This window comes from Pseudomonas guariconensis (genome assembly GCF_900102675.1).
In the GTDB taxonomy this organism is placed as follows: domain Bacteria; phylum Pseudomonadota; class Gammaproteobacteria; order Pseudomonadales; family Pseudomonadaceae; genus Aquipseudomonas; species Aquipseudomonas guariconensis.
Genome location: NZ_FMYX01000010.1, coordinates 148,740 through 161,648, shown reverse-complemented (window position 1 = coordinate 161,648; position 12,909 = coordinate 148,740). Strand labels below are relative to the sequence as shown.

The 12,909-nt window shown below is 61.6% G+C and carries 15 protein-coding genes; 3 read left to right on the top strand and 12 right to left on the bottom strand.

Annotated elements, in window-relative coordinates; genetic code table 11:
* Positions 1–125 precede the first annotated feature (125 nt).
* The 9 genes from BLS27_RS17345 to ccoN (BLS27_RS17300) all read right to left on the bottom strand — a co-directional run bounded on the left by BLS27_RS17345 (position 126) and on the right by ccoN (BLS27_RS17300) (position 8,224).
* A complete protein-coding gene (locus tag BLS27_RS17345) occupies positions 126–1,055 on the bottom strand; it encodes a metallophosphoesterase family protein (RefSeq protein ID WP_167358112.1) in 930 nt (309 codons plus the stop codon).
* Between the two features lie 236 nt (positions 1,056–1,291).
* The gene (gene ccoP / locus BLS27_RS17340; RefSeq protein WP_043212299.1) at positions 1,292–2,272 is read right to left on the bottom strand and encodes a cytochrome-c oxidase, cbb3-type subunit III; all 981 of its coding nucleotides are present in this window, start codon (positions 2,270–2,272) and stop codon (positions 1,292–1,294) included.
* Positions 2,269–2,466, bottom strand: coding sequence for a CcoQ/FixQ family Cbb3-type cytochrome c oxidase assembly chaperone (locus BLS27_RS17335; protein WP_070092136.1), 198 nt, complete (start codon positions 2,464–2,466; stop codon positions 2,269–2,271). Before BLS27_RS17335 ends, ccoP (BLS27_RS17340) begins: the two co-directional genes overlap by 4 nt.
* Before the next feature lie 5 nt (positions 2,467–2,471).
* The gene (gene ccoO, locus BLS27_RS17330; protein ID WP_043212301.1) at positions 2,472–3,080 is read right to left on the bottom strand and encodes a cytochrome-c oxidase, cbb3-type subunit II; all 609 of its coding nucleotides are present in this window, start codon (positions 3,078–3,080) and stop codon (positions 2,472–2,474) included.
* Complete coding sequence (gene ccoN / locus BLS27_RS17325; protein ID WP_090345947.1) at positions 3,080–4,522, bottom strand: cytochrome-c oxidase, cbb3-type subunit I; 1,443 nt, start codon at positions 4,520–4,522, stop codon at positions 3,080–3,082. Before ccoN (BLS27_RS17325) ends, ccoO (BLS27_RS17330) begins: the two co-directional genes overlap by 1 nt.
* A gap of 517 nt (positions 4,523–5,039) precedes the next feature.
* Positions 5,040–5,981, bottom strand: a complete 942-nt coding sequence (gene ccoP / locus BLS27_RS17315; RefSeq protein ID WP_043212306.1) for a cytochrome-c oxidase, cbb3-type subunit III — start codon at positions 5,979–5,981, stop codon at positions 5,040–5,042.
* Positions 5,981–6,169 (bottom strand): cbb3-type cytochrome oxidase subunit 3, encoded by a 189-nt coding sequence (locus tag BLS27_RS17310; protein WP_043212339.1) that lies wholly within the window; start codon positions 6,167–6,169, stop codon positions 5,981–5,983. Before BLS27_RS17310 ends, ccoP (BLS27_RS17315) begins: the two co-directional genes overlap by 1 nt.
* Positions 6,170–6,177: 8 nt before the next feature.
* Positions 6,178–6,786 carry a cytochrome-c oxidase, cbb3-type subunit II gene (ccoO, locus tag BLS27_RS17305; RefSeq protein WP_043212308.1) on the bottom strand — a complete coding sequence of 203 codons (609 nt, stop codon included), beginning with the start codon at positions 6,784–6,786 and terminating at the stop codon, positions 6,178–6,180.
* Positions 6,787–6,799: 13 nt separating this feature from the next.
* A complete protein-coding gene (gene ccoN / locus BLS27_RS17300; RefSeq protein ID WP_090345946.1) occupies positions 6,800–8,224 on the bottom strand; it encodes a cytochrome-c oxidase, cbb3-type subunit I in 1,425 nt (474 codons plus the stop codon).
* A 49-nt stretch (positions 8,225–8,273) separates the two neighbouring features.
* On the opposite strand from ccoN (BLS27_RS17300), the gene BLS27_RS17295 reads away from it, so the two are divergent.
* Complete coding sequence (locus BLS27_RS17295; protein ID WP_090346006.1) at positions 8,274–8,966, top strand: alpha/beta family hydrolase; 693 nt, start codon at positions 8,274–8,276, stop codon at positions 8,964–8,966.
* Between the two features lie 171 nt (positions 8,967–9,137).
* Here the strand turns inward: BLS27_RS17295 and ppnP are convergent, their stop codons facing one another.
* Together ppnP and BLS27_RS17285 are read right to left on the bottom strand one after the other, a co-directional pair.
* Positions 9,138–9,422 (bottom strand): pyrimidine/purine nucleoside phosphorylase, encoded by a 285-nt coding sequence (gene ppnP / locus BLS27_RS17290; protein ID WP_043212311.1) that lies wholly within the window; start codon positions 9,420–9,422, stop codon positions 9,138–9,140.
* Between the two features lie 74 nt (positions 9,423–9,496).
* Positions 9,497–10,048 carry a 3'-5' exonuclease gene (locus BLS27_RS17285; RefSeq protein ID WP_043212313.1) on the bottom strand — a complete coding sequence of 184 codons (552 nt, stop codon included), beginning with the start codon at positions 10,046–10,048 and terminating at the stop codon, positions 9,497–9,499.
* A gap of 237 nt (positions 10,049–10,285) precedes the next feature.
* Here BLS27_RS17285 and BLS27_RS17280 point away from each other — a divergent pair, with 237 nt between their 5' ends.
* Together BLS27_RS17280 and BLS27_RS17275 are read left to right on the top strand one after the other, a co-directional pair.
* Entirely contained in the window at positions 10,286–11,029 is a 744-nt protein-coding gene (locus tag BLS27_RS17280; protein WP_377735421.1) for a substrate-binding periplasmic protein, read from the top strand.
* Between the two features lie 63 nt (positions 11,030–11,092).
* Positions 11,093–12,106: a GNAT family N-acetyltransferase gene (locus BLS27_RS17275; protein WP_090346004.1), complete on the top strand. Its 1,014-nt coding sequence runs from the start codon at positions 11,093–11,095 to the stop codon at positions 12,104–12,106.
* Between the two features lie 32 nt (positions 12,107–12,138).
* On the opposite strand, the gene BLS27_RS17270 is transcribed toward BLS27_RS17275, so the two are convergent.
* Positions 12,139–12,666 (bottom strand): RNA polymerase factor sigma-70, encoded by a 528-nt coding sequence (locus tag BLS27_RS17270; protein WP_043212316.1) that lies wholly within the window; start codon positions 12,664–12,666, stop codon positions 12,139–12,141.
* Positions 12,667–12,909 lie beyond the last annotated feature (243 nt).

The window sequence follows — 12,909 nt, the reverse complement described above, 5'->3', positions numbered from 1 at the left end:
GCCCGTCATGGCACCTGGAGTGTGGCTGCGGCGTTAAGTCGCATTGGGTTGCATTTGATTATCGTGTATTGGGGCTCGCCTTGACGCAGGTCAATTGACAAGGCGTGCCCGCCGCAGGCAAGTGTCTATGCCCGATACAGCCTCAGGTGCCTCAGTGTTTCGGCCTGGGTCCAGTCATTGTTCCTCACGCGTTTGATGGCCAACCCTTGGGCATCGTCGTCCAGTTCGGCCAGCAGGTAGGTGCGCTGGGAGGCCGAACCACTCAGGAAGACCGGGACCGCGCCATATTGCCGGTTGGAGCGATACCAGCCTCCGGCTTCGGTGTGATAGTGGCCACCGAACACCGCGTTGACCTGGAAGTGGTTGATCATGTCCCTGAAATGCATCAGGTCCTCCTCGGTGCCGTCCCAATCGTCTGGCTGATGCAGGTTGAGCAGGACGATCTGGCCGTTCTCATAGGCTTCTTTCAATTGCCCCTCCAGCCAGCCCAGTGCGTCATTGATCCTGAACTTATCGCGGGGCTCGAAAGGCCATGCCCAGCCACTGTCGAAATCCACACGGTAGGTGGGCTCGTTGTTCAGCTGGATCAGACGAACCCTGCCGAAACTGATGCTGTATGCCAGGCTGCCGCTGTAGCTGGTCAGCCTGTAGCTGCTCGACGTCGCGACATCCATCGTGTCCACCACATCTCGGTGGTGATTGAGCAGATCCATCACGCTGTCCCGGGGCCCGCCGTTGTTGAATGAGCCTCCGAATTCATCGGTGATGTTGTTCTTGTAATCATGATTGCCCAGGCCAAAGTAGTAGTTCTTGTGCAGGTGGCGCTCGATGATCGGGTAGAGAACTTTGCGTTGCCAGCCGTGCCCGTATGCTCTCATGTCGCCATTGATCATCACCGGGACGCCCGTGCCACCCAAGCTGTTGCGGTAGCTCGCAATGCTGGCGTACTGCTCGTTGATCAGGGCTTTCGATTCTTTGTTGCGTTCAGCGTCGCTTTCATATTCGCCATAGTCGGAAGCGGGCGTCCATGGGTACTGTGGATCGGATGCGAACACGAACGCTCTGGGTGTCGGGCGGTTGCCATAGCGGCCAGGCTGTTTTGGGGGTAGGGCTACGGGATAGGTGGGGTAGGCCATTTCTTAAATCCTCTGGGTAAGTCAGGCTCGATGCCTGTCCACCAGAGAATTTCCTAGTGTCCTGTCCTTCGGAATCCGGTAGCGATTCCTCCTATCAATCCTGCCAGCCCAGAAAAAACGGCCCCGGTGGTGATCGCCGGGGCCGCTTGCTGTGGTTACTCTGCTTTCTGCTGCGCAGCGTCTTGATGCGACAGGCTGTAGACATAGGCCGCCAGCAGGTGGACCTTGTCGTTGCCCTGCATCTGCGCCTGAGCCGGCATCTGGCCTTGACGACCGTAGCGGATGGTCTGTTGCAGCTGAGCGAAGCTCGAGCCGTAGATGAACGCCTGCGGGTGGGTCAGGTTAGGCGCGCCCATCGCTGGAGTGCCTTTGCCTTCGGGGCCATGACAGGCCACGCAGTTAGCGGCGAAGAGCTTCTGGCCATTGGCCGGATCGGCTTTGGCGCCTTCGGGCAGTGTGCGGCCGTCAAGATTGGTCAGGACGAAGGCTGCGACATCGGCCACGCCTTGCTCGCCCAGCACTTCGGCCCAGGCCGGCATGACGCCGTGGCGACCATTCATGATGGTGGTCTTGATGGTCTCCGGCTCGCCGCCCCAACGCCAGTCGTTGTCGGTCAGGTTGGGGAAGCCGTAGGCGCCCTTGGCATCGGAGCCGTGGCACACTGAGCAGTTGGAGGCGAACAGGCGACCTCCCATCTTCAGCGCCTGCGGATCCTTGGCGACTTCCTCGACCGGCATGGCGGCGAATTTGGCGAAGATCGGCCCGAAGCGGGCATCGGCCTTGGCCATTTCCTTTTCCCATTCGTGCACGCCGGTCCAGCCGGCCTGGCCGTTGGAGAACTCGGTCTGCTTTTCGGTATCCAGGTACTGGTAGCCAGGCAGGACGCCTTTCCAGTTACCCAGGCCTGGGTACAGCACCAGATAGCCCAAGGCGAACACGATGGTGCCGACGAACAGCCAGAACCACCACTTGGGCAGCGGGTTGTCGTATTCCTCGATACCGTCAAAGGCATGGCCGACGGTCTCGTCGGTGATTTCCTCGCGCTGGCCCTTGCGGGTGGAGAGCAACAGCCAGGTCAGGGAAAAGATGGTGCCCAGGGTCAGGACGGTGACGTACAGACTCCAGAAGGTTGTCATTGTTCTTTGCTCCTAGAAGCTTTCGCTTGCGCTTGCTCGACGTGCCGGCTGGCTTCGGGATCATCGGCGAACGGCAACTGGGTTGCCTCGTCGAACTCTTTCTTGCGCCGTGGGTTGAACACCCACAGCGCCAGGCCTACGAAGGCGACCATCACCACGACGGTGCCCAGGCCACGAATCATCCCGATGTCCATCAGTGTCACCGCTTGCTCTTGATGATGGTGCCGAGGCCTTGCAGGTACGCCACGAGGGCGTCCATCTCGGTCTTGCCCTTGACCGCGTCGCGGGCGCCGGCAATGTCCTCGTCGGTGTAGGGCACGCCCAGGGTGCGCAGGACTTCCATTTTCTTCGGCGTGTCCTTGCCATCGAGCTTGTTTTCCACCAGCCAGGGGTAGGAGGGCATCTTCGACTCGGGCACGACGTTGCGCGGGTTGTACAGGTGCGCGCGGTGCCAGTCATCGGAGTAGCGACCGCCCACACGCGCCAGGTCCGGGCCGGTGCGCTTGGAGCCCCACAGGAACGGATGATCCCAGACACTCTCGCCGGCCACCGAGTAATGGCCGTAGCGCTCGGTCTCGGCGCGGAACGGACGGATCATCTGCGAGTGGCAGCCGACGCAGCCTTCGCGGATGTAGATGTCGCGACCCTCAAGCTCCAGCGCGGTACGCGGCTTCATGCCTTCGACGGGCTTGTTGGTGACGTCCTGGAAGAACAGCGGGACGATCTGGGTCAGGCCGCCGATGCTGACGGCGATGACCATGAAGAAGGCCAATAGGCCGATATTCTTCTCGACTGCTTCGTGCTTCATCAGTGAGCTCCCACGACGACGATCTTGGCGGCTTCCTCAGCCTCGGCCGGCTTCGCGGCGCGGACAGTGCGGTAGACGTTGTAGGCCATCAGCAGCATGCCGGAGGCGAAGAACGCACCGCCCAGGGCGCGGACGATATAACCCGGATGGCTGGCCTGGAGGGCTTCGACGAAGGAATAGGTGAGGGTGCCGTCGTCGTTGATGGCGCGCCACATCAGGCCCTGGGTGATGCCGTTGACCCACATCGAGGCGATGTACAGCACGGTACCGATGGTCGCCAGCCAGAAGTGGGCGTTGATCAGGCCGACACTGTGCATCTGCTGGCGACCGTAGAGGCGCGGGATCATGTGATACACGGCACCGATGGAGATCATCGCGACCCAACCGAGGGCGCCGGCGTGGACGTGGCCGATGGTCCAGTCGGTGTAGTGCGACAGCGAGTTGACGGTCTTGATGGCCATCATCGGGCCTTCGAAGGTGGACATGCCATAGAAGGCCAGCGAGACCACCAGGAACCGCAAGATCGGGTCGGTGCGCAGTTTGTGCCACGCACCGGAGAGGGTCATCATGCCGTTGATCATGCCGCCCCAGCTCGGGGCCAGGAGGATGATCGACATCACCATGCCCAGCGACTGCGCCCAGTCAGGCAGCGCGGTGTAGTGCAGATGGTGCGGGCCTGCCCAGATGTACAGGGTGATCAGTGCCCAGAAGTGGACGATCGACAGGCGATAGGAGTAGATCGGACGCTCGGCCTGCTTGGGCACGAAGTAGTACATCATCCCCAGGAAGCCCGTGGTCAGGAAGAAGCCCACAGCGTTGTGCCCGTACCACCACTGGATCATTGCATCGGTGGCGCCGGAGTAGGCCGAGTACGACTTGAACAGGCTGACCGGCAAGGACATGTGGTTGACGATGTGCAGCATCGCCGTGACAACGATGAACGCACCGTAGAACCAGTTGCCGACATAGATGTGCTTGGTCTTGCGCTTGACGATGGTGCCGAAGAACACCAGGCCGTAGGTGACCCAGACGATGGCCAGCAGAATCGCCAGCGGCCACTCGAGCTCGGCGTATTCCTTGGTGGTGGTGTAGCCCATCGGCAGGGTGACCAGCGCGCCGACGATCACTGCCTGCCAACCCCAGAAGGTGAACGCGGCCATGCTGTCGGAGATCAGCCGAGTCTGGCAGGTGCGCTGCACGACGTAGTAGGAAGTGGCGAACAGCGCGCAACCTCCGAAGGCGAAGATCACCAGGTTGGTGTGCAGCGGGCGAAGGCGGCCGAAGCTCGTCCATGGCAGGTCCAGGTTGAGCTGGGGCCATACCAGTTGCGAGGCAATGAAGACGCCGAGGCCCATGCCAAGGATCCCCCAGACCACCGTCATGATGGCGAACTGGCGGACGACCTTATAGTTATAAGCAGTCGGACTGATTGCAGTGCTCATTCTAAGGTTCCACGGTTTTGGGTGTTCTTGTTGGTCGAAAATCGGCGCCAGTATCGATAACCACCAGGGTTATGGCAACGCAAGGATCATGACGCCGACCCGTGTCCAGGCCCTTTCCACCACCGTCCCGCGGTTTAGGGGCTGGGTGATTGTACACAAATAAATGTTTGTAATGTGTACCGTTTTTCGCCTTTTTCTGATCGATCGGTCAAGCTTTTTCTGCAGGGCTCCGGTAAGAAGGGACGTCTACCGAAATCTGTTCGATCGACCCGCAAAAGCCGGTGCGCGGAGTCAGGCCATGCGCCGCGCCATGTGGGTTCGCTATAAGCGAGGCCACTGTGGCAACAAGCTTAGTTCTGTTCAGAGGGGGTGCAAGGAGGGATGAGGCGGGGAGGGCGGAGCGCAGCCCTTGGCGGACGTCGCTTGTCCTGGTGCTTGGGCGGGATATTCGCGGGTGAACCCGCTCCCACAAGGATCGGCGCTGTTCCTGTGGGGGCGGGTTTACCCGCGAAGGGTGTTACTTGGCAGTCACGGTTTCGGACGCGTCATCCTGCGACAGGCTGTACACATAGGCTGCCAGCAGATGCACCTTGTCGTTGCCCTGGATTTCGCGCTGGGCCGGCATCTGGCCCTGACGGCCGTAGCGGATGGTCTGCTGCAGCTGGGCGAAACTCGAGCCGTAGATGAACGCCTGCGGGTGGGTCAGGTTGGGCGCGCCCATCGCCGGGGTGCCCTTGCCCTCAGGACCGTGGCAGGCCACGCAGTTGGCCGCGAAGATCTCCTGACCTTTGACCGGGTCGGCCTTGGCGCCTTCAGGGAGGGTACGGCCATCGAGGTTAGTGAGCACGAAGGCAGCCACGTCGGCCACGCCCTGTTCACCGATCACTTCGGACCAGCCTGGCATCACGCCATGGCGACCGTCCATGATCGACGCCTTGATGGTTTCAGGCTCCCCGCCCCAGCGCCAGTCCTTGTCGGTCAGGTTGGGGAAGCCGTAGGCGCCCTTGGCGTCGGAGCCGTGGCACACCGAGCAGTTGGAGGCGAACAGGCGGCCACCCATTTTCAGTGCCTGCGGGTCCTTGGCCACTTCTTCGACCGGCATGGCGGCGAACTTGGCGAAGATCGGCCCGAACTTGGCGTCGGCCTTGTCCATTTCCTTTTGCCATTCATTGACCTGGGTCCAACCATTCTCGTAGCCCGGCAGGATGCCTTTCCAGTTACCCAGACCCGGATAGAGGATGAGGTAGCCCACCGCGAACACCAGGGTGCCGACGAACAGCCAGAACCACCACTTGGGCAGCGGGTTGTCATACTCCTCGATGCCATCGAAGCTGTGGCCCATGGTCTGGTCGGTGGTGTTGTTGCTCTGGCCCTTGCGGGTGCCGAGCAGCAGCCAGGTCAGGCCAATCAGGCTGCCGATGGTCAGTACACTGATGTAGGTACTCCAGAAGGTGGTCATTACCGATTATTCCTCATGGCAGGTTCCTGCCCGGCAGGGGGCAGGCGGTCATCGACGAAGGGCAGCAGGCGCGCTTCGGCGAAATCACGGTCGCGGCGGCGGTTGAAGACCCACAGGCTCAGGCCGATGAAGGCGATCATCACCACCAAGGTGCCCAGGCCGCGGATCATGCCGATATCCAGTGACAGTTCCATCGTTACCTCTTGTTCTTGATCGCGGTGCCCAGCACCTGCAGGTAGGCCACCAGGGCATCCATCTCGGTCTTGCCCTTGACCGCGTCGCGGGCACCGGCGATGTCTTCGTCGGTGTAGGGCACGCCCAGGGTGCGTAGGGTGCGCATCTTGGTGTCGGTGTGACTGTTGTCGACCTTTTGCGCGACGAGCCACGGGTAGGACGGCATCTTCGATTCGGGCACCACGTTGCGCGGGTTGTACAGGTGCGCGCGGTGCCAGTCGTCGGAGTAGCGGCCACCGACGCGGGCCAGGTCCGGACCGGTGCGCTTGGAGCCCCACAGGAACGGGTGGTCCCAGACGCTCTCGCCAGCCACCGAGTAGTGGCCGTAGCGCTCGGTCTCGGCGCGGAACGGACGGATCATCTGCGAGTGGCAGCCAACGCAGCCTTCACGGATGTAGATGTCGCGGCCTTCGAGCTGCAGGGCGGTGTAGGGCTTCATGCCTTCGACCGGCTTGTTGGTGACGTCCTGGAAGAACAGCGGGACGATCTGGGTCAGGCCGCCGATGCTGACGGCAAAGACCATCAGCAAAGCCAGCAGGCCTACGTTCTTTTCGATGACTTCATGTTTCATCAGGCGTGTCTCCTCAGGCCAGCTGGGCGTTCGCAGGGGCGGCGTCGGTGGCCGGTGCGCGCACGGTGCGCCAGGTGTTCCAGGCCATCAGCAACATTCCGCTGAGGAAGATCGCGCCGCCGACGAAGCGGACGATGAAGCCAGGATGGCTGGCCACCAGCGTCTCGACGAAGGAGTAGGTGAGCGTGCCGTCGGCGTTGACCGCGCGCCACATCAGGCCCTGGGCGATGCCGTTGACCCACATCGAGGCGATGTACAGCACGGTGCCGATGGTCGCCAGCCAGAAGTGGGCGTTGATCAGGCCAATGCTGTACATGCGCTCCTTGCCGAACACCTTGGGAATGGTGTGGTACAGCGCGCCGATGGAGATCATCGCGACCCAGCCGAGGGCGCCGGCGTGGACGTGGCCGATAGTCCAGTCGGTGTAGTGGGAGAGGGCATTGACGGTCTTGATGGCCATCATCGGGCCTTCGAAGGTGGACATGCCGTAGAAGGCCAGCGAGACCACCAGGAAGCGCAAGATCGGGTCGCTGCGCAGTTTGTGCCAGGCGCCGGAGAGGGTCATCATGCCGTTGATCATCCCGCCCCAGCTCGGCGCCAGCAGGATCAGCGACATGATCATGCCCAGCGACTGCGCCCAGTCGGGCAAGGCGGTGTAGTGCAGATGGTGCGGGCCTGCCCAGATGTACAGGGTGATCAGCGCCCAGAAGTGGACGATCGACAGCCGATAGGAATACACCGGGCGCTCGGCCTGCTTGGGCACGTAGTAGTACATCATCCCCAGGAAGCCTGCGGTCAGGAAGAAGCCCACGGCGTTGTGGCCATACCACCACTGGACCATTGCATCGGTGGCGCCGGCATAGATCGAGTAGGACTTGGTCAGGCTGACGGGCATTTCCAGGTTGTTGACGATATGCAGCATCGCCACGGTCAGGATGAAGCCGCCATAGAACCAGTTACCGACGTAGATGTGTTTGGTGTTGCGCTTGATCAGCGTACCGAAGAACACCACGGCGTAGGCGACCCAGACGATGGTGATCAGGATGTCGATGGGCCATTCCAGTTCGGCGTATTCCTTGGAACTGGTGAAGCCCAGCGGCAGGGTGATGGCCGCCAGCAGGATCACCAGCTGCCAGCCCCAGAAGGTGAACGCCGCCAGGGCGGGGGCGAACAGCGTGGTCTGGCAGGTGCGTTGCACCGAATAATAGGAAGTGGCGAACAAGGCACAGCCGCCGAAGGCGAAGATCACCGCATTGGTGTGCAGCGGTCGCAGGCGGCCGAAGCTGGTCCAGGGAAGGTCGAAGTTCAGGGAGGGCCAGACGAGTTGCGCGGCAATGAAAACGCCGAGCCCCATCCCGACGATTCCCCACACCACCGTCATGATGGCGAATTGGCGGACCACCTTGTAGTTATAGGCGGTACTGCTGGTTGTGTTCATGTATGGGTTCCCATCCACGGTTATAGGCAGGCTAGATAGCGAGGCAAGCATGAGTAATGGGCACATTGCCGGTATTGACGGGGATCAATGGGCGCAGGTGGGAAATATCCCAGGCTTGCGCTGCGATCCTCCGAGAATTCGGGGGGATCAGGACTACAAGGGCTGCCTGATCCTGGCCCACGGCGCGGGGGCGCCGATGGACAGCGACTTTCTGGAGGACATGGCGCAAAGGCTGGCAGCGCAAGGGGTAGGCGTGATCCGCTTCGAGTTCCCCTACATGGCCCAACGTCGTGAGGGCGGCGGCAAGCGGCCGCCCAACCCACAGAAGGTGCTGCTCGACTGCTGGCGCGACGTGTATCGGCAGGTGCGACTATTGGTCGCGGGGCCGTTGGCCATTGGCGGCAAGTCCATGGGCGGGCGCATGGCGAGCCTGCTGGCCGATGAGCTGGGGGCCGATGCCTTGGTTTGCTTGGGGTATCCGTTCTATGCGGTGGGCAAGCCGGAAAAACCCCGGGTCGAGCATCTGGCGGGATTGCGCACGCCTACGCTCATCGTCCAGGGCGAGCGCGATGCCCTGGGGAACCGGGAGGCGGTGGCGGGGTATGTGTTGTCGCCTGCGATCGAGTTGTGTTGGTTGGCGGCAGCGGATCATGACTTGAAGCCGCTGAAGGCGTCGGGTTTGACGCATGAGGGGCATCTGCAAGTGGCGGCTGAGCGGGTTGCTGCGTTTCTGATGAGGTAGTGGTGTTGGTTTGAGGTTTGTGGCTGATCCGTCTGATGTGCCGCCGCTTGGTCACCTTTGCGCCATTGCGGCGACCTACTTTTGCCCAACAGCAACAGTAGTCGCCGCAAAGGCGAAAAGCGTCGGTGGCGTCACCACCAGAAACGGATAATCACACTATCCAAGAAGAGCTCAGTCGCGATACTCACACAGGTAAGCTGTATCCACCGCCACCTTCAGCTGGAACTTGCTGTCCGCAGGTACATTGAACTGGCTCCCCGCCTTGAAGACTTCCCAGTTATCGCTCCCCGGCAGCTTCACGGTCAGCGCGCCGGACACCACGTGCATGATTTCCCGCTTGGCCGTGCCGAACTCGTATTCGCCCGGCGCCATGACACCCACGGTAGCTGGACCTTCCTCGCCCGTGAAGGCGATCGACTTGACGGTGCCATCGAAGTACTCATTGACCTTGAACATGGAGCGACTCCTGAAAAAAGGGAGGAAAAAAGGCTGGCCAGTATGCCCAAGCCCCAACACCTCGTCATCTGAATTCAGGTGCCGCTGGCCGGCAGGCTCAACGGAAGTAACCGCGCAGTGTTGCGGGCGTCTTCCAGGGCGCGATGCTGCTGGCCGGCGAACTGCAGGCCGGCCAGTTGCAGGGCGCTGTTCAGCCCCATCGGGCGCTGCAGTTGGCGGGCCTTGGCAAAGCGCTGTTTGAGGTTGATGTGGGGCAGGGCCTGCAGCAGGCTGGTGAGCTGGTGCTGTTTCCATTCCTGTTGCAGCTGCTGGCGGTCGTAGTCGCCCCAGCTGACCCAGGCCTGCAACTGCCCCTGATGATGGCCGAGCCAGCGCTCGAACTGCGCCCAGACCTCGGTAAAGGAGGCTGCGCCGTCGACACTGGCCTGGGTGATATGGGTCAACTCACGGCAGAAGGGGGTCAGCTGTGGTCGCCGCCTGGGCCGCACGAAGCGCTGGAAGTGATCGATCTCGCGACCTTCGCGTGTCACCAGGCTCGCCCCGATTTCAATGATTTCCATCTCCGTGACGGGCCAGCCACCGTCATCGGTGGTCGCTTCCAGGTCAATCACCAGCCAATGCCCCATACCGGGCTCCCGTGCAAGACGCAGTCCCCTGCGTGGTCGCTAGAGCGTAGCCAATCTGAGGCCCAAGGGCATCCCCTGGCACAATGCTGCTGTTTTGACATCGCAGAAGGTTGTGCCCTGGCGGGAAAGCGCCTAGCTTAGTTGAATCCATCCACAAACCGTGATGAGTGTCTGCTTTTGACTTCCGTGACCGGCTCGAAGGCCTTGTCTTCCTTGTTGATACTCGCCGCAGTGTGGATGGCGCTGCCTGCGTCGGCGCAAGCGGTTGTCGAGGTGAGGGTCGGGGCGGCGCATTTTCCGCCCTATACCGTGCGTCCCGAGCAGGGCGCTGACAACGGCCTGTTGCCGCAATTGCTCAAAGCCCTCAACCAGCAACAGCACAGCTACCACTTCGTGCAGGTTCCCACGTCGATTCCTCGGCGTTTTGGCGATTTCCAGCAAGGGCGCACGGACATCGCGATATTCGAGAATCCCAAATGGGGCTGGGAACAGGTTCCCCACGAAAGCGTGGACATGGGCCTGGAAGATGCCGAAGTGTTCGTCGCACGCCAACAGGCCGGGCGAGACCAGCACTATTTCAGCAGCCTGCAAGGCAAACGCCTGGCATTGTTCCACGGCTATCACTACGCCTTTGCCGACTTCAATTCCGACCCCCGCTATCTGAGCCAGAACTTCAGCGCCACGCTGACCTACTCCCACGACAGCAACTTGCTGATGGTGCAGCGTGGACGTGTCGACATTGCCCTGGCGACGCGATCGTTTCTAGCTGACTTCATGGCGCGAAACCCGGACAGCCGGGCGCAGCTGATGGCCTCCGAGCGGGTCGATCAGGTCTATCACCACTATGCGATGGTGCGACCAGGCGCGCCGATCGATGCCCGGACATTCGCCGCCTTGCTCGATCGGCTGCGCGCGAGCGGCGAATTGCTGCGCATCTTCCAGCCCTATCGGATCAACGTCGTGGCGCCGAGCGGCCACTAAATTCCCTAATGCCCGTCACGTCTACCGGATTGAGCCTTCATTTCAATGCCGTGAGCCATGACCATGCCGTTCGATGCCGATTCGCAGCCCCTTTCCCTGCCGCGTTGGCGCAGTCTCAGCGCCGATGAAAACGATTGCCGGTTGAGCCTGACCCTTGAGGGGCAAGCGTTGATCCGGGTTCGCCTGACCCCAGGCGAGCCGCTGCACATCCACCTCGAGCAGGTGTGCCAAGCGCGCCCCGCGCAAGCGCTGTGGGCAGCCTGCTACTGGCTGCTCTCGCGGGATCCAGCGCGCCAGCGCCTGGTCTGGCATTGCCCGCATCCAGTGGATTCGGCCTTGGCCAGCGGCCTGCTGGTGCCCGGTGACCAGCCAGGGCTGTACCTGTGCGAGCGAGCGATGTTCTGGCAACTGCCGCAGCCCTGGCTGGGCGATGCGCAAGCCGGCGCTTATCCGCAGCAAATGCAGATCAGCGATGGCAAGCGCCATCCTCGTCGTGCACCCAAGCCCCGAGGTGAGGTGTACCGGCGATTCGATGCGCGCCTGGGGGCCTGGGTGTCGCTGCGCACGCTTGAAATCGAACAGGACCTGGAACGCTTCAATCGCTGGCAGAACGATGCACGTGTGCTGCAGTTCTGGCAGGAAGGCGGCACGCTCGAACAGCATCGCCAATACCTGACCAAGCTTCAGGCCGACCCGCATACCCTTACCTTGATCGGCTGCTTCGATGACCAGCCCTTTGCCTACTTCGAGGCCTACTGGGCCAAGGAGGACCGCATCGCGCCGTTCTATCCGGCGGACGACTACGACCGGGGTATCCATATGCTGGTGGGCGAGCAGGCCCATCGCGGTCCGCACAAGGTAGCCAGTTGGCTGTCGGCGCTGGTGCACTATTTGTTCTTGGACGATCCGCGGACCCAGCGGGTGGTCGCCGAGCCGCGTGCCGACAACGGCAAGATGATCGGCTACATGCACGATCAGTGCTTCCATTGCGAAAAAGAGTTCGATTTTCCGCACAAACGGGCGGCGTTGATGATCTTGGGGCGGGAGCGGTTCTTCGACCGCTGCTCACTGTCCTGAGCCGATGGGGCCGCACAGCGGCCCCATCGGGTTCAGGCCTGGCGGGTGTGCTTGCGGCAATGGATCAGGGCATCGCGGATCATGAAATTGACCAGCGTCGGCGACACCCCAAGTTCCTTGGCGATGTCTTTCTGCGGCACGCCATGCAGGCGATACATCTCGAAGGCGTAACGGGTGCGCTGGGGCAACTCGCCGAGGGCCTCGGCGATGTGCTCGAGGGTGGCGAGGTTGATGTGGGTGGTTTCGGGCGAGGCGTTCTGCAGGACGACGTTCAGGCCTTCTTCTTCACTGCCGGAATACTTCTGCTCCATGGCCTGCTTGCGATAGTGATCGATGGCCAGGTTGCGCACGATCTGGAACAGGTAGCTGAGCTGGGCCTTGAACGACGAGGTGATCTGCGGCGCGGCGCTGAGTCGGAAGAAGGCATCCTGCACCACATCTTCGGCGCGTGAACGGCAGCCGGTGATGCGGGCCGCGATCTTGACCAGGATGCTGCGGTTGTCGACGAATGCCTGGAGCAGTGGTGAATCGCACTTACTTGTGGATAGTTGTTCCGCCATGGAAATCACCTGGACGCTGAAGGGAAGGGGAAGGCGTCTGCGTAGGACGCTTCCTACGACGAGCGACAAATTATTCACAATGATAATGATTGTCAAATGCGAAAAGTAATTAGTAGCGTGACGGTTGCGTTCTAAGCCTCGACCGTTGAAATCGGCCCCTTTCGCCTCTCGTCTGCTTTGTCTGCCGCTGCCAAGCGGTTTAATTATTTGCCCCGCCCATCCGTTCCCCTGTGTACATCCGGC